Origin of the sequence: Pantoea sp. MT58, assembly GCF_014495885.1 — a bacterium.
GTDB lineage: Bacteria > Pseudomonadota > Gammaproteobacteria > Enterobacterales > Enterobacteriaceae > Pantoea > Pantoea eucalypti.
Genome location: NZ_CP061083.1, coordinates 1,669,070 through 1,686,002, shown reverse-complemented (window position 1 = coordinate 1,686,002; position 16,933 = coordinate 1,669,070). Strand labels below are relative to the sequence as shown.

The window sequence follows — 16,933 nt, the reverse complement described above, 5'->3', positions numbered from 1 at the left end:
GTCGCTATTATGCCAACTATTATTATGGATTCCTGCAACTACACACGCCTGGGATTATCAGACTATATGTCTTTAAAAGGAGTTAAGAAGAAAAATATCTCTTCTGTCTCCGATATTGAGCAACTACAGCAGAAATGTGAGCAATTAAATCCTGGTGTCGTCTTTATTAATGAAGATTGTTTCATTCATGAGTCAGATTCCAGTGAACGTATTCGCAGTATTATTACGCAGCATCCGGACACGCTGTTCTTTATATTCATGGCGATTAGCAATATCCATTTTGAGGAATATCTCTACGTTCGTAAGAACCTGATTATTACATCAAAATCGATGAAGACATCGACCCTGGACTCCTTACTCGGCACCTATTTGCAGAAGAAGCTTAACCAGTCTGCACGCATCTCTTCAGGCATGGATGTTCATCCATTAACGTTGAGCCAGACTGAGTCAAACATGCTGAAGATGTGGATGTCAGGTCATGATACCATCCAGATCTCAGATAAAATGCAAATTAAGGCTAAAACAGTATCGTCACACAAAGGTAATATTAAACGCAAAATCAAAACCCATAATAAGCAGGTTATTTATCATGTGGTGCGTTTGACCGATAATGTGACCTCGGGTATTTACGTTAATATTCGCTGAACGTAAATCCTGAAGAACCGGCCGCTATGGCCGGTTTTTTTTTGCACTAAATTGCGATCCATGTCTCATTCTTACTGCTAACCTTTTTCGCTCTTTTGCCGATGTTATGCCTTATAACAACAGCCTCAAGAGAGCAAGGATATGAACACTGCATTAGATAATGATGGACAGAAAAGCGCTGGCATCTGGCAAAATCTCCGCCTGGTGCCGCTGTTTAGCCTGATCTTCGGCGGCATTTTGCTGCTGTTCGCACTCTGCATTGGTGTCGCCAGTTACTTTCTGATTTTAAGCAACCACTCACTTGATGATGCCACGGACGAAATTCAGGTTCGTATGGGCCTCTCTAACAGTTCAAACCACCTGCGCACTGCGCGACTGACCATTATTCAGGCCGGTGCCGCCGCACGTATCGGCGAAATGGACGATTTTCGTGCCAATATCACCGCCGCTGAAAAACGTATTCAACAGGCAAAGCAGGGGTTCGCGGTCTATATGGCGCGTGTAGTGAAGACGCCAGCAGACGTTGAACTGGACGCCACACTGCAGACCCGCTTCAACAATTACATCAATAAAGGCCTGATACCGATGATCGATTCCGGTAAACAGGGCAGTTTTGAGGGCATTATCGCTCAGGAGACGGACGTTACCCGCAAGCTGGATGACGAGTACAACGCGGTATTACTCAAAGCGATCAAGATTCGTACTGACCGCGCCAATGCCATTACCGCTGAAGCGGATCAGCAATCGCGCATCGGCTTTATCTCAATGGCTGTGGCGTTCAGTGCCGCACTGGTGCTGGTGCTGCTGACCTTTGTGTTCCTGCGCCGCGTGGTCATTAACCCCCTGCGTCAGTCTGTGCTGCGTATCGAGCGTATTGCGCAGGGCAATCTGACCTCCGCTCCCCTGCCCTTTGGTCGCAGTGAGATTGGTACACTGATCCACAATCTGCAGATGATGCAGCAGTCGCTGGTGACCACCGTCGGTACGGTGCGTGAAGGCGCAGTGGCCATTTATCAGGGTTCCAGCGAAATATCAGCGGGTAACACCGATCTCTCGTCCCGTACCGAGCAGCAGGCGGCGGCACTGGAGCAGACTGCAGCCAGCATGGAACAACTTACCGCCACAGTGAAACAGAACGCCGAGAATGCGCATCACGCCAGTCAGCTCGCCGCGGATGCCTCAGGCAAAGCGCGCAGCGGAGGCGATCTGGTCAATAATGTCGTGAAAACCATGACCAATATTTCCGGCAGCTCGAAGAAAATCGCTGAGATCACCAATGTCATTAATAGCATTGCGTTCCAGACCAATATCCTGGCGCTGAACGCGGCGGTTGAAGCGGCACGGGCTGGTGAACAGGGACGTGGTTTTGCGGTGGTAGCGAGCGAAGTGCGAAGTCTGGCCCAGCGCAGTGCGCAGGCTGCTAAAGAGATAGAATCTTTAATAGCGGAGTCGGTTACGCTGATCAATGACGGTTCGCATCAGGTCGGCGCGGCCGGGAACACGATGGGTGAAATTGTAGAAGCAGTCCGTCGCGTCACAGACATTATGTCAGAGATTGCCGCAGCGTCGGATGAACAGAGCCGCGGCATTCAGCAGGTGAGCCAGGCGGTTACCGAGATGGATAACGTTACCCAGCAGAACGCCTCGCTGGTGGAAGAAGCTTCAGCCGCAGCAGCCTCGCTTGAAGATCAGGCCGGTAAATTAACACAGGCGGTGGCCGCATTCCGCCTGCACGATTCCCCCGCTACCGCAGGTGTGGCTCCACGCGCTGCTGCACCACTCAAAACACCGGCACTGGCAGCACGTCCTGCGCTCGCCACCGGTACTGATAACTGGGAAACCTTCTAAGGTCATCGCCAGTCATCCCTGGCGGACGACGACTGCCGAGGGATGACCAACAGCAAAAAGCCGCGTTCCGGTATACGGAAACGCGGCTTTTTTATTGCGCGTCAGGTTCAGGAATCCTGGCAAGGCTCTACAAAAATGCCATCCGGCTGGTTTGTTTCATTAAAAAACCAGATACCCAATGGGTAATCTTCCAGCGCCACTAAAAACATAGTGCCTTCATTGAATGGCTCCATAGCCAGAATGTTGCCTGTGCGACGGGGGCCGCCATCGGTTTTAACGCTGACGCGGTCATTTACCTTCATTTCGGTTCTCCAGATAATATCCTGAATACAGTCTAAACGAAGAACCGTGCCAATGCAGCGCGTTACCGGCGGGCAATAACCCAGACGGCGTGAATGATGCCCGGGATATAACCACAGATCGTCAGCAGGATGTTCAGCCAGAATGCGCCGCCAAAACCAACCTGCATAAACACGCCCAGTGGCGGCAGCAATATCGCAATAATAATTCGTAAAATGTCCATAACCATTCCTTTAGGTATTGATAAAAATCAGATTTATTATCAACTATAGCTGAATCTGCTCTGTCAGGACAAAAAGTCAGGTAAATCTGAGTAAGGATAAAGTTTTGCAGTATCTTAACGTTTTACCGCAAGATTTCTTACGCGACTCGCCTATACACTTCTCTGACTGCATCAGCCCAATAGGTGCAGCCAACATGAAAGTAACAAGGATTTTGCCCGCGCAGCGCGGGCTTTTTTTTGCCTGAAATTTGCCCGCCCCCGCCTCTCTGCATCAGGTTCTATACTCAATATTCTGTTTGCTCTCAGGAGTCAGAAAATGAAAGACGAAATGCAGCACAGCGAGGGTCAGCCGTCAGATTTACAGGTTGATATCGAGGGTTTACTAACGGCTATTCAGGCCAGAACGTCTGGAGAGATTCGGGAGTATATGGATCAGGACCAGCAGCCACGGGTGGAAGTTGAAGGCCGGGTTTTTCACTCCTACACCGAACTGGCAGAGGCGTTTGAGATCGACATTTCGAATTATCGCGCCTGAGAATTTGATGGCTGAAATCGATTTCAAAAAAATACCCGGCGGGAAGGCCGGGTAAAAAATTCATTCGTTACACCAGGGAATTCTTAACACCTCTGCAGATTACCCTATCCCTGAATTGAAACAAGCATCAGATATGCACATTTTTGCAACATGTCAGACAGATATGGAAAAAATGTTACCGGAAACACCGCGCCAGCTGGTCATTGCGCCCCCGCACACTTCATGCATCCATCTGGTTATTGCGACCTGGTTTTAAGAATTATCCTGGATTTCAGGCCAATGGCACAGGAAAAAAAGTGTGAGCCATATTCAACTATAATATTGAAAAATCGCCGCTTTAGTCGCGAACGTGATGAAAGGAGCCTGTAAATGCCCGATCTCCACCAGCCGTTAATGGTTATTACCGATCTGGATGGTTCACTACTAGACCATCATACCTATCGCTGGGATGCGGCCACCGAGTGGCTCACCACCCTGAATCACCATGCGGTTCCGCTGGTGATCTGTTCCAGCAAAACGGCAGCCGAGATTATTCCGCTGCAAAAAAGGCTCGGCATCAGCGGTTCGCCGTTTATTGCTGAGAATGGCGCCGTGATACAGACACAGGATCAACAGCGGATTCGCCTGCCTGATAATACGCTGACTTATGACAACCTCTGTCTTCGTCTGGCTGCTTTAAAAAAAGAATTTCGCTTTACCGGTTTTCATGACTTCTCTGATCCGGAGGTTGCCTCAATGACTGGATTAAGCGAAGCAGAATCAGCGCTGTCCCGTCAGCGCGACGCTTCTGAAGTCATTGTCTGGCGCGACAGTGACGAAGCCTTTGACCGTTTTCATGACACACTGCGCGCTGAAGGTCTTGCGCTGACCCAGGGCGGGCGTTTCTGGCATGTCCTTCCCGCCGGGGGCGGTAAAGGCGAAGCGCTGCGCTGGCTGCTGGATCACTTCCCCGGAGAGACACGCACCACAATCGGTCTGGGCGACGGGCCTAATGATGCCCCGATGCTGGATGCGGTTGATTATGCAGTGGTGATTAAAGGCTACAGTAAAACGGCGGTGACACTCAGCCGGACAGACCCTGCTCAGGTTTATCACACGGCTCATCATGGCCCTGAGGGCTGGCGTGAAGGGCTGGACTATTTTCTGACTCAATCTTAATAAGCTGCCCACGGGCATTAAAAGGATGATGCGATGAGTGACTTTTACCAGAATGGCGTAATCACTAACTTCCACAACCTTACCCACCGCAGTGTGGAGTCGCTGGAAAAAGAGATGGTACGCTTTGCCCGCAAACGCAAAATGGGGCTGATCCTGCCATCGCTATTTTCCGAACTTGAAGGCCCGGCGCTGACAAAAATCGTTGATGAACTGGCTAAAGTGCCTTATCTGGATGAAATCGTGATTGGTCTGGACCGCGCCGACCGCGACCAGTTCCTGTTTGCCCGGGAATTCTTCTCCCGTCTGCCGCAACGGCATCGCATTCTGTGGAACGATGGCCCACGCCTCAAGGCGATCGATGCGGAGCTGGATAAAGAGGGTCTGTCACCCACCAATCCGGGTAAAGGCCGCAATGTCTGGTTTTGTACCGGTTATACCCTGGCGTCGGACCGCACCAGCTGTGTGGCATTGCATGACTGCGATATTGTCACCTATGAGCGCGGGATGCTGGCCCGTCTGCTTTACCCGCTGGCAAACCCGGCGTTTCAGTATGAATTCTGTAAAGGTTTCTATGCGCGGGTTGCGGATGGCAAGCTTAATGGCCGCGTAGGCCGTCTACTGGTCGGGCCGCTGCTGCGCTCGCTGCAGAAAGTCTATGGCCATTCTGAATATCTGGATTATCTGTCGAGCTTCCGCTATCCGCTCTCCGGCGAGTTCGCTATGCGAACCCATGTGCTGAACGGCATTAAAATCCCCGGCGACTGGGGGCTTGAGATTGGTGTGCTGTCTGAGATTTACCGTAACTACACCACCCGTCAGTCGTGCCAGGTGGAAATCGCCGATAATTACGATCACAAGCATCAGCCTCTGGCGGAAGATGATGGCACCGGCGGCCTGAAGCGTATGAGCAGCGATATCGTCCAGTCACTGCTGCGTAAGCTCGCCACCATGGGTGTGCCACTTACCAGCGACTCGTTTCGTGTGCTGAAGGCAACCTATTACCGTAATGCGCTGGATATGATGGAGACCTATAACCACGAGGCGGCGATGAACGGGCTGAAGTTTGATCAGCATGTGGAAGAGGCAGCAGTAGAGATGTTTACCCAGTCCATTCTGGAAGCGGGCCAGGCTTTTATTGAGCGACCTAACGATAAGCCGTTTATACCGAGCTGGAGCCGTGTCCAGTCTGCTTTCCCGGACGTGCTGCAGCGTATCTATCAGGCAGTTGAAGAGGATAACGACGGGAATGTCTGAAACAGGACGGCACAGGGACGTGCCGGGCCATCAATAAACTTTAAGCGGGCCTGGCGGGTCACTGGACCCACAGGCCTGTATGCTATTAGCTCGCCAGTTGCTCAGGATTCAGGGCGCTCAGCTCATCACTACGAAAGGCTTCACTGCGCACAGCATAACCGTCGTACCAGCGGCATTCCACCATGCCACTCGCGAAGCCGGTCACCACCATCGTCTGTCCCTGTTCCTTGTGCTGCACTTCTTCACTGATTGCGAAAACCATATTGCGCTCCTTTGATTACCTGTGTGTTATTAACCTGAGTGACTATTTTCTTTATAGCAGGCGAAGAAGGTTCCTGCCTGTTAAGGCACGCAAAAAAAGGGCAAATTCGGAATTAATCAGCTGGATATGCGGAAAATAAAAAAAGCGGATAAAAACTTATCCGCTTTGATGAAGTCTTGACGCTGACGTCAGATTTTACAGCCTTCGCAATCGGCTTCGTCGCCGAGATCATCCGGCACTTCGCTGGCTTTTTTCTCCGCTTTCGCTTCAGCCTGCTCAAGTTGTGCGTCGATATCAAATTCAAACATGTCGTCGTTCATCGTCATTCTCCTGACCGTAAATCACAGTGCGCTTTATACCGATTTTCCGCGCACTCTGGCAATAAGGTTAACCACTAACAGCACGATCGACCCAATGATAAAACCAAGCACCAGGTTTGCGCCATTACTCAGGAGCATGGCGATCCAGCCGTTAAAGCCGCTGCTGACTTGCCCGATGAGGTGATGCAGCGGTGCAATGCCATGCACCACGATGCCACCACCCACAAGGAACATCGCGATGGTGCCGACCACTGAAAGAATCTTCATCAACCAGGGCGCTGCAGCCAGCAGCACGCTGCCGATGCCCTGCGCAAGCCGCGAGGTTTTTTCACGCAGCCAGAAGCCAAGGTCATCAATTTTCACGATGGCGGCCACGATGCCGTACACGCCAATGGTGACCAGAATCGCGATGCCCGCCAGAATAATCACCTGGTTAAGCAGCGGTGCGTCCGACACAATCCCTAAGGTAATCGCGACAATTTCAGCAGAGAGAATGAAATCCGTGCGCACCGCCCCTTTGATCTTCTTCTTCTCGAACTCTGCCGCATTCTCTTTAGCCAGTGAGTCAAGTCGCTGCTTGCGCGCTTCCGGTGATTTGCTCTGCTTATCCTGTTGTAGCGTGTGCATGACCTTTTCAACGCCTTCGTAACAGAGATAGGCCCCGCCAATCATCAGCAGCGGCGTGATAAGCCAGGGCGCAAACGCAGAGATGACCAGCGCCATGGGCACCAGGATCAGTTTGTTGAGGAACGAGCCCTTGGCAACGCCCCAGACCACAGGCAGCTCACGATTGGCTTTTACGCCGGTGACCTGCTGTGCATTCAGCGACAGATCGTCGCCCAGTACGCCAGCGGTTTTTTTTGCCGCCACTTTCCCCATGACGGAAATATCGTCCAGAAGTGTTGCAATATCATCAAGTAAAGTCAGTAAACTGGTGCCTGCCAAAATTCTTATCCTTAGTCTGGTTCGTTATGTTGACAACATGGGCAGCGCTCAATTTCCGTAACGGTCATCTCTGCGATGCCCTCACAATCCCACTCCACCCGTACCGTCTCACCTGCTTTGCCTTCAGCATGCAAATATTTGCTGACCGGGCTTTCGGTCATGCCGGTAATCTCCTCCGTGGCAATAAGCCTGTCACCGCAGTAGACCCGCGCAGTCGCTTTGGTGTTAACCATCCGCTCGTCACGAATCTGATAGAGGCGTTTTACCGTCAGTTTTATGCTGCTCATTTAGGCTCCTGGCCACGGAGAAAGCGCAGATCTAACCAATTATGTTCCTGATTAGCAATCAGCGTTGTAATGATGAATACCCTGATGGTCGACCTCGGCACTCTCCGACATCGCCATCAGCCACTCCTCCAGCCGCTCCAGCAGATCCTGATCCGTCAGGCGCAGTTTGCCCCGTAGCGCACACTCCCAGATGATCAGTACTTTCCAGCCGCCCTCCTGCAGCTGGCGCACATAGCGCCGATCACGTTCAACATTGCTGTTGATTTTGCCGGTCCAGAACTCTGTTCGCGTCGCCGGCATCTTAAACAGATAGCAGTGATGGCGATGCCAGAAACAGCCATGAACGAAGATGATTGCCTGCTGTTCTGTCAGAACGAAATCAGGCCGACCCGGCAGGTTTTTATCCTGCACGCGAAAGCTGAATCCCCGGTCTTTCAGCAACAGTGCAATACGTTGCTCAATGGCCGTATCCTGAGCGCGAATAGCACGCATATTTTTGCTGCGCGTTTCGCTGGAGTGAACATCAGCCATAACCTCTCCTTTTTTGCTGGTTCTGTAACTTTAGTCTGCGCCACGAAAAGCGAAAGCTGTCGCCGGATGAGTTCGGAGAGTATGCCGCAAAAACAGAACTTTCCGGGGCGCTGGCACGGGGCACATCCCGGCAATTTCCTCATAGCGTCTGGAGTGATAGCATAGGCGCCTTACTGTTAAGGAAAAACGCATGCATTCCGCCGCTCTCGCTGCCCCACTCTCTGCTGCACCCTCATCTGCTGACGCGTCTGAGCTTGTTCAGCAGGTGCTGGCAATCTATTCAGTTCGTGATCTTACGGCCCGCCTGCATCAGGCAGGGTTTTCCTGCTGGACGCCATCACTGCTGAACCGGATCCGTCAGGGTAAAAGCGCCTTGCCGCCGTTGTGCGAGGCGGAGCTGTCGCTGCTGCAAAGTCTGCTGCCGACCCGACCGGCCCATTATGATAATCCTGAGTTTCGTTTCATCGATCTTTTTGCCGGGATTGGCGGCATTCGTAAAGGATTCGAGGCAATTGGCGGCAAGTGCGTCTTCACCAGTGAATGGAATAAAGAGGCGGTTCGCACTTACAAAGCCAATCACTACAGCGATCCGCTGGAACATCACTTTAATACCGATATCCGTCAGGTTACCCAGCCGGAAGGTCTGACCGATGACGACGCGATTTACCGCGCGATTGATGCGGCGATCCCTGATCACCAGGTACTGCTGGCGGGTTTTCCCTGTCAGCCCTTTTCGCTGGCGGGCGTCAGCAAGAAAAATGCGATGGGACGCGCGCACGGTTTTGAGTGTCAGGTGCAGGGCACGCTGTTTTTCGATGTCGCCCGTATTCTGGCCGCCAAGAAACCGCCCTTCTTTGTGCTGGAGAATGTGAAAAATCTCAAGAGCCACGATAAGGGCCGCACCTTCGCCATTATCATGGAGACGCTGGATGAGCTGGGCTATGACGTGGCCGATGCCGGAGCCGGTAGCCCGGATGCCAAAGTGATCGATGCGCGTCACTTTCTGCCACAGCATCGCGAACGCATTGTGCTGGTCGGTATCCGCCGCGACCTGAAGAAGCAGGACTTTACGCTACGCGACATTCGCCGTTTCTATCCGGCGCAGGTGCCCAGCCTGCAGAGCCTGCTGGAGCGCGCGCCAGACGACAAATATATTCTGTCGCCGGTGTTATGGCGCTACCTCTACCAGTATGCGAAAAAACATAAAGCGAAAGGCAATGGCTTTGGTTTTGGTCTTAACGATCCGCATAATCCTGATTGCTGCGTGCGGACGCTGTCGGCGCGGTACTATAAAGATGGCTCAGAAATTCTGATTGACCGCGGCTGGGACAGCGCTGTTGGCGAAGCAGCGTTTCAGGATGCAGACAATATGGCACGACGGCCCCGTCGTCTCTCCCCGCGCGAGTGCGCCCGTCTGATGGGCTTCGATGTGCCTGGCCGTGAGCCGTTCCGCATTCCGGTCTCGGACACGCAGGCTTATAAACAGTTTGGGAACTCGGTGGTTGTGCCGGTGTTTGCGGCAGTCGCGCAGCTGCTGCTGCCACATATACGTCAGCTGAAATCGTAATGGTTCTGAAATAAAAAAACCCGTCCTGCGACGGGTTTCTGTTTTATTTCTTCTTCTTGCTCTGTTTCTTGAGCAGCAGACGAATCTGCTTCAACTCGCTGGCGCTCAATCCATCGGATTTCACGTCACTGGCACCTGATCCCTCAGTCCCCTCTTCGGTGATGTCCTGATTATCAATCGCCGGATGGGGATGCGTTTCCAGACTGGCCTGCAAACGTTGCACAATTTCCTGACTCATTGAAATCTGGTTTTCCAGCGCCAGCTGTTTAATCGTTTCTTTCAACTCAGGATCAATTTTAATTGTTAAATTAACAGTTTCGGTCATCGGGCAGCTCCTTTTTGTTATCGCTACACGCTACCGGATGCCCGTTTCGATTAATATACTGTCATAAAAATTTAATATTCAGTTTTCAATGGGGTGAAGTCACGCAGTACGCCCTCATCCAGCCCCACCAGATTGCCCTGCAGTTCGGCATAAAGTTTCGCCATGTAGCGCACCAGGAAATCGGCGTTATGCTCAGCTAACATGCGGCCGGTTTCGGTGTGCATGGTTTCCGGCAGGCGCAACAGCTTCTTCTGGAAATGGTCCAGCGTCCACTTAACATCATTCAGCTCACGATCTCTGCCCAGCGGGTCCTGACTGTCAAATAACGGACGATTCAGCGCACCCGCCGTGTAAAAAACGCGCGCCAGTCCGATTGCGCCCAGTGACTCCAGCCGGTCAGCATCCTGGACGATTTTAGCTTCCAGTGTCTGAGGCGGTATGCCAGCACTGAAACTGTGAGTTTTAACGGCATGCATCACCGCATCAATCTTCTCAGCAGGGAAATCGAGAAAGTCCTGCTGCAGAATGCGCTGGGTTTCCGTGGCGGCATAGGTTGAGGCGAGATGACGTTCCGGATGATTTTTTGGCAGATTAACCACATCGTGAAAATAACAGGCGGTGAGCACTACCAATGGATCAGCGGGTGTACCCGTCATGATTCGCTGCGCGCTCATCCAGACGCGCCGTAAATGGGCAATATCGTGCGCGCCGTCGTCGTGGATCCAGTTCGCCTGAAACCAGCTTTCATAGCGAGATTGCCAGAGTGTGAGTGACATAGTCTATCTCCCTGTAGTGACCGACAGCAGATTCTCTGTCGTGTTCAGTGCACGAACGGCAAGCCATCATAGCGACTGGCTAATGACACTTTTTTTACAGTGCTGTTGAAAAGAGCGGCGCTGCCAGTTTTTCGGGCAGAAAAATGAGATCTGGATCATCTGTATAGCATCTCTGTTACACAATAACCGCAATTTCGGCGGTTTTCAGCCTTTCCTCAGTGAATTGCTGCTAAGAAAATTAGTTTAACAGCTGTAATGTTTTGTCGATGTTTAACCGATAATACAGACCCTGTTTAACTTTTTTTTGTCACGTGTTTAATTGTAAAACTGTGCACAAAAGCAGGCGAAAAAGTCTGAAAAGGTTCCTATTTTTATCGTTATAACGTACTGTATCAGGGCTAATCGTCGTGTTGCGTCCATGATATCTAAAGCGTTGGTGCGCTTTTTGCATTTTGCGTTTTTTTAATACCCAACGTGACAACTTTAAAGTGACTGTCAGGCGACAAATTATTAAGCAAAATGATTTAAAGCTTTTATGATGACTCTGAGATGTGACGTGAATGGATGTTTACAGCAGTAACCGGGTTCTACTAATAAAAAAGAGGTAATCAATGAAAGAACGGCCGATTCTTTTTTCCGAACAGCGTGTTCGTGCCCTGTTGGTTGGCCAGCAAACGCAAACCCGGCGCATTATGAAAACTCAGGCTTTCGGTCCGGGACAGGATCATCACGAGGGCGTGCACGCCTTCGATGTGAGTGCTAACCATCTGCACGGCTACAAAATGATGTCGATGGCTGACATCAGCTATCAATGCCCCTATGGCAAACCGGGTGACATACTCTGGGTGCGTGAAACCTGGCGTGGCCCAATGGTGCCAGAGAGCGATCTGGCCGAATATGAACGTGACCCGACGCCGTTTCGCCTGCCGGAATATTGCCAGTATCGGGCCGACAGTAATGAGCTGGGTCAGCATGCACTGAGTACGCCAGAGGCCGAAGAGTTTGGCTGGCAGACCGCCATCCATATGCCTCGCTGGGCCAGCCGTATCAACCTCGAAATTACCGGCGTCCGCGCGGAGAAAATTCAGGACATCAGTGAAGATGACATCCGGGCAGAGGGCGTACAGACCGATTCGCACTTCCTGAATAACTTCTTCACCATGAACGCCAACTCAGAATCGCCTAAAGAGGCGTATCGCAAAGCCTGGGAAAAACAGTACGGCGCGACCAGCTGGGAAGTGAATCCCTGGGTCTGGGTCATTGAATTTCAGCGCATCGAACGCAACTAATGCTTTAGCCCTGCGCTTTGCGGGTTGAATCACAGACAACGGTCGCGCTAACGGGTTGAATAGACAGCCTTCAGCCCTGTAGCCAGCAACTGGTGCCAGCATTCGATGCTGGCATTTTTATATCTGCCGCGTCAGGATAGTGAAATAGTCCGATTCTGTGCGGGAGTTGCGATGTTTAAATGGCCCTGGAAAACGCATGACGACATGCTGGCTACATTACCGTGGCAGCAGGGTCTGGCACAGCCGGTATTCAGCCTGCTCAGCAATGACGAGCAACAGGCGTTGGTTGAGCTGGCAAAGCGCTTTCTGCAGCAGAAAAAACTGGTGCCTCTCGAGGGTGCACAGCTTGATGAACTGCGCAGCGTGCGCATCGCCCTGCTCTTTTCTCTGCCTGTCCTGAAGCTGGGTCTGGAGTGGCTGGACGGTTTTCACGATGTGCTGATCTATCCCGAGCCATTCGAGGTCGACGATCACTGGCAGGATGAGCATGGGCTGGTTCACAGTGCGCCTGCCGTTCACTCAGGACAGAGCTGGACACAGGGACCGGTAGTCCTCAACTGGCTGGATATTCAGGACTCCTTTGACCTCTCCGGCTTTAATCTGGTTATTCATGAGGTGGCACATAAGCTGGATGCGCGCGGCAGTGGTTACACCAGCGGTGTTCCGGTGATACCGCTGCGAGACGTGGCGCAGTGGGAAAAGGATTTGCGTGCCGCGATGGCAGAAATTGAGAGTGAGGTCGAGCTGGTGGGCGAACAGGCTGCCACTATTGATCCTTATGCCGCCAGCGATCCGGCTGAGTGCTTCGCTGTGCTCTCAGAATATTTCTTTACGGCCCCGGTTCTGCTGGCAGAACGCTTTCCCGCCATGTATCAGCATCTGCGACAGTTTTATCAGCAGGATCCGCTGACCCGGATCGCTACTGACACGGCGCAAACTGCTTAAATCCCGATCGCTTTGCGTTAAACCTAGCCAGTTGAATGATAATGTATTTTTTGCTGTTGACACCTTAGAGCGACGCCGTTAATATTCGCCTCGTTCAAACGATTCCTCTGTAGTTCAGTCGGTAGAACGGCGGACTGTTAATCCGTATGTCACTGGTTCGAGTCCAGTCAGAGGAGCCAGAATTAGAGAAAGCAGATATCTTCGGATATCTGCTTTTTTGCTTTATACCCGTTGGATATCCCTTCCTTCATATTTATCCCCTTTCAATTAAAAACACGTCATCCCACACCCTTTTTCAGATATGCATTTTGGCAATGGTTGTTCCATTTCATTATTGGCCAATAAGCGGTAGATGCCGTTATGGCACAAACTTGTCTCAAAGAAAAAACGCCGGGCTTTTTAGATCTGAGATTGATACTCGTGGCGTAAGAGACGTTCAGGAGACGTCATTATTGTTTTGCCTGAGTGCATTTTTGCCAAATTGAACCTCTACTCATCAACGGACTCAGCCTCTCAATCCCCTTGCGTAAAAAAGCCCGCTCAGATTACGGGTCTTCAAACACACAAAACACAACAACCACTATTTTTCATGATAGCGATGCACAGCCGGATAATATTCCAGCCCATACAGCTGGCTCAGCGGCAGCAGCAGCTCGACATTGATATCATGCCCATGCTGACTCACTCCGGGGCCACTCAGCAGCTGTTCAAACCAGGCTATCAGTTTCTGTTTCATCTCAGGTTCTCCGCATCGGTTTATAACCTGAGTAAACCTGTTTGTGCGCGCAATCTGAAGCAAAAATTTCTGCGCTGCTTATGCCGGAGATGGCATAAGCAGCCTGCCCGGCTGATTAGTCAGCGCCAGAAACAGGTCTGTTACTGCGTAATCAGCGTCACCCAGTTCGCGCCTTTACCAGCAGGTGCTTCAGCGACCCGTTTCAGTTCGCCGCTGGCAGGATCGATAGCGTAACTGCCAATCACGGCACTCTTCTCGCCGCTGACGATCAGCCATTTGCCCTTTGCATCGATAGCTATACTGCGCGGCTGTTTTTCAACCGGCCAGCTGCCGATTAGCGTTAACTCACCGGATTGTTTATCCACCCGGTAGCCGCTGACGGTGCTGGAGGTGCGCTCGGTCACGTAGATAAATTGCCCATCCGGCGTAATTTTGATGTCTGCCGCCCAGATGCGCGGTGTCGGATCGCTGTAACCCGCCGGGCGCTGCTCGCCATGCTGCAGGTTATATTTCTTCGCCACCGCATTTGGCCAGCGTTTCAGCTCTGACAGCGAGCCATCCGCTGCACGTCGGAATTGCGTGATGGTGCCGCTCATCTCCGCGAGGTTGTAGAGAAAACGATTATCTGGTGAAATCACGGAATGTCGTGCGCCGCTGTTTTTCTCGCCCTGAACAAAACCGGTGCCCAGTGGCGTGATGGCCCCGTCACTGGCAAAGGTATATTGCAGCACCCGATCCGCGCCAAGATTGCCAACGTAGAGTGAATGGTTAGTGACGTCGGTAATTACGGAATGGGCATGGGGCCCGGTTTTCACTTCGCCCGTGACCTGCGCGGTCACAATCCCTTTGTCATCAATCCGGTTGCTGGTGACGATATCGCTGTCATAGGAGGCGGCCAGCAGATAGCGTCCGCTCTTATCAGTGGTAATCCACGGGAAGCTGGCTGCAACCGGCGTTACCGCCAGTTTCTGCAAATCACCCTGCGGCCCGGTAACGCGCCAGCTGATGATCGAATAAGGCGGACTGCGCAGCGCACCATAGAGATGTTTACCATCCGGGCTGGCCGCCAGCGGCATGATTTTTTTTCCGGCCGGCGTATCGCCCCACCATTTCAGGCTGCCGTTCGCCTCACTGAGCTGATAGCGGGAAACGGTGCCGGATTCAGCATTCGACACATAGACAAAGGTTGTCGCCCACAGCGGGCAGCTACACAGCAGCGGCAGAAGTGCCAGCGCCGTTTTGAGACGGATCATAGGGTCACCTTGATAAGTAGTCTCTGCGTCAGTGCGCAGCAGGCATTACGCTAACCCCGTCTGATGAGGCTGGCTTTGTGCAACTGTCTGAATTTAGGACCAGAAGTCTGGAGATGTGACGGAGATGTTATTTTTTGGGGCGGGAATGAGATTTAACGCCTCCCCCAGAATCAGGGAAGGCGTAAGCAGAACGCTAACCGGTTTTGGCGATCATCTTCCGGTAGCGATCGAGCCACTTACCGCTATTGAGCCGCCACCAGAAGAAGATGCCGCGCACCGTCCAGTCGAGGAACATCCCCAGCCAGACACCGGTGACGCCCATCCCAAGCACAATGCCGAGCAGATAACCGGCCACCACACGGGCGCACCACATGCTGAACATTGAGACATACATGGTGTAACGCGCATCACGCGCGCCCTTAAGTCCGGCGGGCAGCACCCAGGACGCGGCCCATAGCGGCATAAAGAGCGCGTTAAGCCAGAGCAGGTGCTTCGTTACGTTTATCACCTCCGGATCGCTGGTATAGAAGCGGGCCAGTAACCCGGCCAGCGGTACGGTCAACAGCGCTATCGCACTCAGACATGCCGTCGCCAGCCAGAAAACATGCCGCACCTGGCGTTCCGCCTGGAACACCTGATTCCGGCCTAATCGTGTGCCGGTAATAATGGTGGATGCAGAGCCCAGCGCATTGCCCGGCAGGTTGATCAGGGATGCAACAGAGAACGCGATGAAGTTACCGGCAATTTCACTGGTGCCCATCCCTGCCACAAAGACCTGGGTCAGGAGTTTGCCGCCGTTGAACAACACAGACTCGATACTGGCAGGCACACCTATGCCTAAAACTTCCATCAGGATGCTGCTGTTCCAGCGCCGGAAATAGCTCGATAGCGTGATTTTCAGCGAGGCGTTAAAGCCGATCATCAGCACGTAAATCACCGCGATCGCCCCGATATAGCGGGTGATGGTAAGTCCGAGTCCGGCCCCGACAAAGCCTAAACCGTCCCACGAGAAGCAGCCATAAATCAGCACGCTACTGATGATGATGTTCAGGATGTTCATGCCGCCGTTAATCAGCATCGGAATTTTGGTGTTGCCTGCACCGCGCAGCGCCCCGCTGCCGATCAGTGTGATGGCCGCAGCCGGATAGCTCCAGGCGGACGTCTGCAGATAGCTCAGCGCCAGTTCTTTCACTTTGGGATCGGCTGCACCGGCGATCGCATCGACAATCAAATGACCCCAGAACTCAATGGCGATCACCAGCACAAAGGCAAGTATCGTCATCATAGCCAGCGACTGTCGCGTGGCGGCGCGGGCGCGCTTCCCGTTGCGTTTTGCCAGGCTGAACGCCACCACCACCGTGGTGCCGAGATCGATGGCGGCAAAGAATGAGATGATCACCATGTTGAAGCTGTCAGCCAGGCCCACGCCTGCCATCGCCTCTTTACCCAGCCAGCTGACCAGGAAGGTGCTCAGAACGCCCATCAACAACACACAGGCGTTCTCGAAGAAGATAGGCACTGCCAGTGGCGATATTTCACGCCAGTAGAGCGTGCGATAAGAGCGGCGTTTTGGATACCACGCCGTGCGCCTGATCGCCTGCATCACTGCTACGCCGGGATTTTGCAAAGGATTACCAAATCAGAAGTGACTGGATAGGAGATCTAATGATGATAGGGGGCTGAGAAATATGCAAAGTCTTTCCGGCGCAAATTAATCATGGTTACAAACTTTTT

Annotated in this window: 20 protein-coding genes and 1 tRNA gene; 9 read left to right on the top strand and 12 right to left on the bottom strand. The window is 52.4% G+C overall.

Annotated elements, in window-relative coordinates; all coding sequences use genetic code 11:
- Positions 1-9 precede the first annotated feature (9 nt).
- On the top strand, positions 10-645 hold the full coding sequence (rcsA, locus tag IAI47_RS07965; RefSeq protein ID WP_008926881.1) for a transcriptional regulator RcsA: 636 nt from the start codon (positions 10-12) through the stop codon (positions 643-645).
- A gap of 141 nt (positions 646-786) precedes the next feature.
- Positions 787-2,493, top strand: coding sequence for a methyl-accepting chemotaxis protein (locus IAI47_RS07960; RefSeq protein ID WP_008926882.1), 1,707 nt, complete (start codon positions 787-789; stop codon positions 2,491-2,493).
- A 107-nt stretch (positions 2,494-2,600) separates the two neighbouring features.
- Here IAI47_RS07960 and dsrB read toward each other — a convergent pair whose 3' ends face one another.
- Complete coding sequence (gene dsrB, locus IAI47_RS07955) at positions 2,601-2,795, bottom strand: protein DsrB (RefSeq protein ID WP_008926883.1); 195 nt, start codon at positions 2,793-2,795, stop codon at positions 2,601-2,603.
- A gap of 62 nt (positions 2,796-2,857) precedes the next feature.
- The gene (locus IAI47_RS07950; protein ID WP_003854456.1) at positions 2,858-3,016 is read right to left on the bottom strand and encodes a YqaE/Pmp3 family membrane protein; all 159 of its coding nucleotides are present in this window, start codon (positions 3,014-3,016) and stop codon (positions 2,858-2,860) included.
- Positions 3,017-3,332: 316 nt separating this feature from the next.
- Between IAI47_RS07950 and IAI47_RS07945 the strand changes: the two genes are divergently transcribed.
- The 3 genes from IAI47_RS07945 (at position 3,333) to IAI47_RS07935 (ending at position 5,963) form a co-directional block, all read left to right on the top strand.
- Entirely contained in the window at positions 3,333-3,551 is a 219-nt protein-coding gene (locus IAI47_RS07945; RefSeq protein WP_008926884.1) for a DUF2525 domain-containing protein, read from the top strand.
- Positions 3,552-3,920: 369 nt separating this feature from the next.
- Positions 3,921-4,709 (top strand): mannosyl-3-phosphoglycerate phosphatase-related protein, encoded by a 789-nt coding sequence (locus tag IAI47_RS07940; RefSeq protein ID WP_008926885.1) that lies wholly within the window; start codon positions 3,921-3,923, stop codon positions 4,707-4,709.
- A 33-nt stretch (positions 4,710-4,742) separates the two neighbouring features.
- On the top strand, positions 4,743-5,963 hold the full coding sequence (locus tag IAI47_RS07935) for a glycosyl transferase (RefSeq protein ID WP_003854447.1): 1,221 nt from the start codon (positions 4,743-4,745) through the stop codon (positions 5,961-5,963).
- An 85-nt stretch (positions 5,964-6,048) separates the two neighbouring features.
- Here the strand turns inward: IAI47_RS07935 and IAI47_RS07930 are convergent, their stop codons facing one another.
- The 5 genes from IAI47_RS07930 to IAI47_RS07915 form a co-directional block, all read right to left on the bottom strand.
- On the bottom strand, positions 6,049-6,225 hold the full coding sequence (locus tag IAI47_RS07930) for a YodC family protein (protein WP_003854445.1): 177 nt from the start codon (positions 6,223-6,225) through the stop codon (positions 6,049-6,051).
- A 188-nt stretch (positions 6,226-6,413) separates the two neighbouring features.
- A complete protein-coding gene (locus IAI47_RS22010) occupies positions 6,414-6,545 on the bottom strand; it encodes a hypothetical protein (protein ID WP_003854444.1) in 132 nt (43 codons plus the stop codon).
- Positions 6,546-6,578: 33 nt separating this feature from the next.
- Positions 6,579-7,490 (bottom strand): DUF808 family protein, encoded by a 912-nt coding sequence (locus tag IAI47_RS07925; RefSeq protein ID WP_008926886.1) that lies wholly within the window; start codon positions 7,488-7,490, stop codon positions 6,579-6,581.
- Positions 7,491-7,501: 11 nt separating this feature from the next.
- Positions 7,502-7,777, bottom strand: coding sequence for a hypothetical protein (locus tag IAI47_RS07920; RefSeq protein ID WP_003854439.1), 276 nt, complete (start codon positions 7,775-7,777; stop codon positions 7,502-7,504).
- Between the two features lie 51 nt (positions 7,778-7,828).
- Positions 7,829-8,308, bottom strand: coding sequence for a very short patch repair endonuclease (locus IAI47_RS07915; protein WP_003854438.1), 480 nt, complete (start codon positions 8,306-8,308; stop codon positions 7,829-7,831).
- A gap of 190 nt (positions 8,309-8,498) precedes the next feature.
- Here IAI47_RS07915 and dcm point away from each other — a divergent pair, with 190 nt between their 5' ends.
- Complete coding sequence (gene dcm, locus IAI47_RS07910) at positions 8,499-9,875, top strand: DNA (cytosine-5-)-methyltransferase (RefSeq protein WP_008926887.1); 1,377 nt, start codon at positions 8,499-8,501, stop codon at positions 9,873-9,875.
- A gap of 43 nt (positions 9,876-9,918) precedes the next feature.
- Here the strand turns inward: dcm and IAI47_RS07905 are convergent, their stop codons facing one another.
- Positions 9,919-10,200 carry an Arc family DNA-binding protein gene (locus tag IAI47_RS07905; protein WP_008926888.1) on the bottom strand — a complete coding sequence of 94 codons (282 nt, stop codon included), beginning with the start codon at positions 10,198-10,200 and terminating at the stop codon, positions 9,919-9,921.
- A 71-nt stretch (positions 10,201-10,271) separates the two neighbouring features.
- Positions 10,272-10,976 (bottom strand): phosphohydrolase, encoded by a 705-nt coding sequence (locus tag IAI47_RS07900; RefSeq protein WP_003854432.1) that lies wholly within the window; start codon positions 10,974-10,976, stop codon positions 10,272-10,274.
- A 611-nt stretch (positions 10,977-11,587) separates the two neighbouring features.
- On the opposite strand from IAI47_RS07900, the gene IAI47_RS07895 reads away from it, so the two are divergent.
- The 3 genes from IAI47_RS07895 (at position 11,588) to IAI47_RS07885 (ending at position 13,389) form a co-directional block, all read left to right on the top strand.
- On the top strand, positions 11,588-12,265 hold the full coding sequence (locus tag IAI47_RS07895) for a hypothetical protein (protein ID WP_003854430.1): 678 nt from the start codon (positions 11,588-11,590) through the stop codon (positions 12,263-12,265).
- Between the two features lie 171 nt (positions 12,266-12,436).
- Complete coding sequence (gene mtfA, locus IAI47_RS07890) at positions 12,437-13,210, top strand: DgsA anti-repressor MtfA (RefSeq protein ID WP_008926889.1); 774 nt, start codon at positions 12,437-12,439, stop codon at positions 13,208-13,210.
- A 103-nt stretch (positions 13,211-13,313) separates the two neighbouring features.
- A tRNA-Asn gene (locus IAI47_RS07885) sits at positions 13,314-13,389 on the top strand.
- Positions 13,390-13,790: 401 nt separating this feature from the next.
- On the opposite strand, the gene IAI47_RS07880 is transcribed toward IAI47_RS07885, so the two are convergent.
- The 3 genes from IAI47_RS07880 to IAI47_RS07870 form a co-directional block, all read right to left on the bottom strand.
- Positions 13,791-13,946: a hypothetical protein gene (locus IAI47_RS07880; protein WP_003854427.1), complete on the bottom strand. Its 156-nt coding sequence runs from the start codon at positions 13,944-13,946 to the stop codon at positions 13,791-13,793.
- A gap of 140 nt (positions 13,947-14,086) precedes the next feature.
- Positions 14,087-15,199 carry a beta-propeller fold lactonase family protein gene (locus IAI47_RS07875; RefSeq protein WP_003854426.1) on the bottom strand — a complete coding sequence of 371 codons (1,113 nt, stop codon included), beginning with the start codon at positions 15,197-15,199 and terminating at the stop codon, positions 14,087-14,089.
- A 193-nt stretch (positions 15,200-15,392) separates the two neighbouring features.
- Positions 15,393-16,802 carry an EmmdR/YeeO family multidrug/toxin efflux MATE transporter gene (locus tag IAI47_RS07870; protein ID WP_003854424.1) on the bottom strand — a complete coding sequence of 470 codons (1,410 nt, stop codon included), beginning with the start codon at positions 16,800-16,802 and terminating at the stop codon, positions 15,393-15,395.
- Positions 16,803-16,933 lie beyond the last annotated feature (131 nt).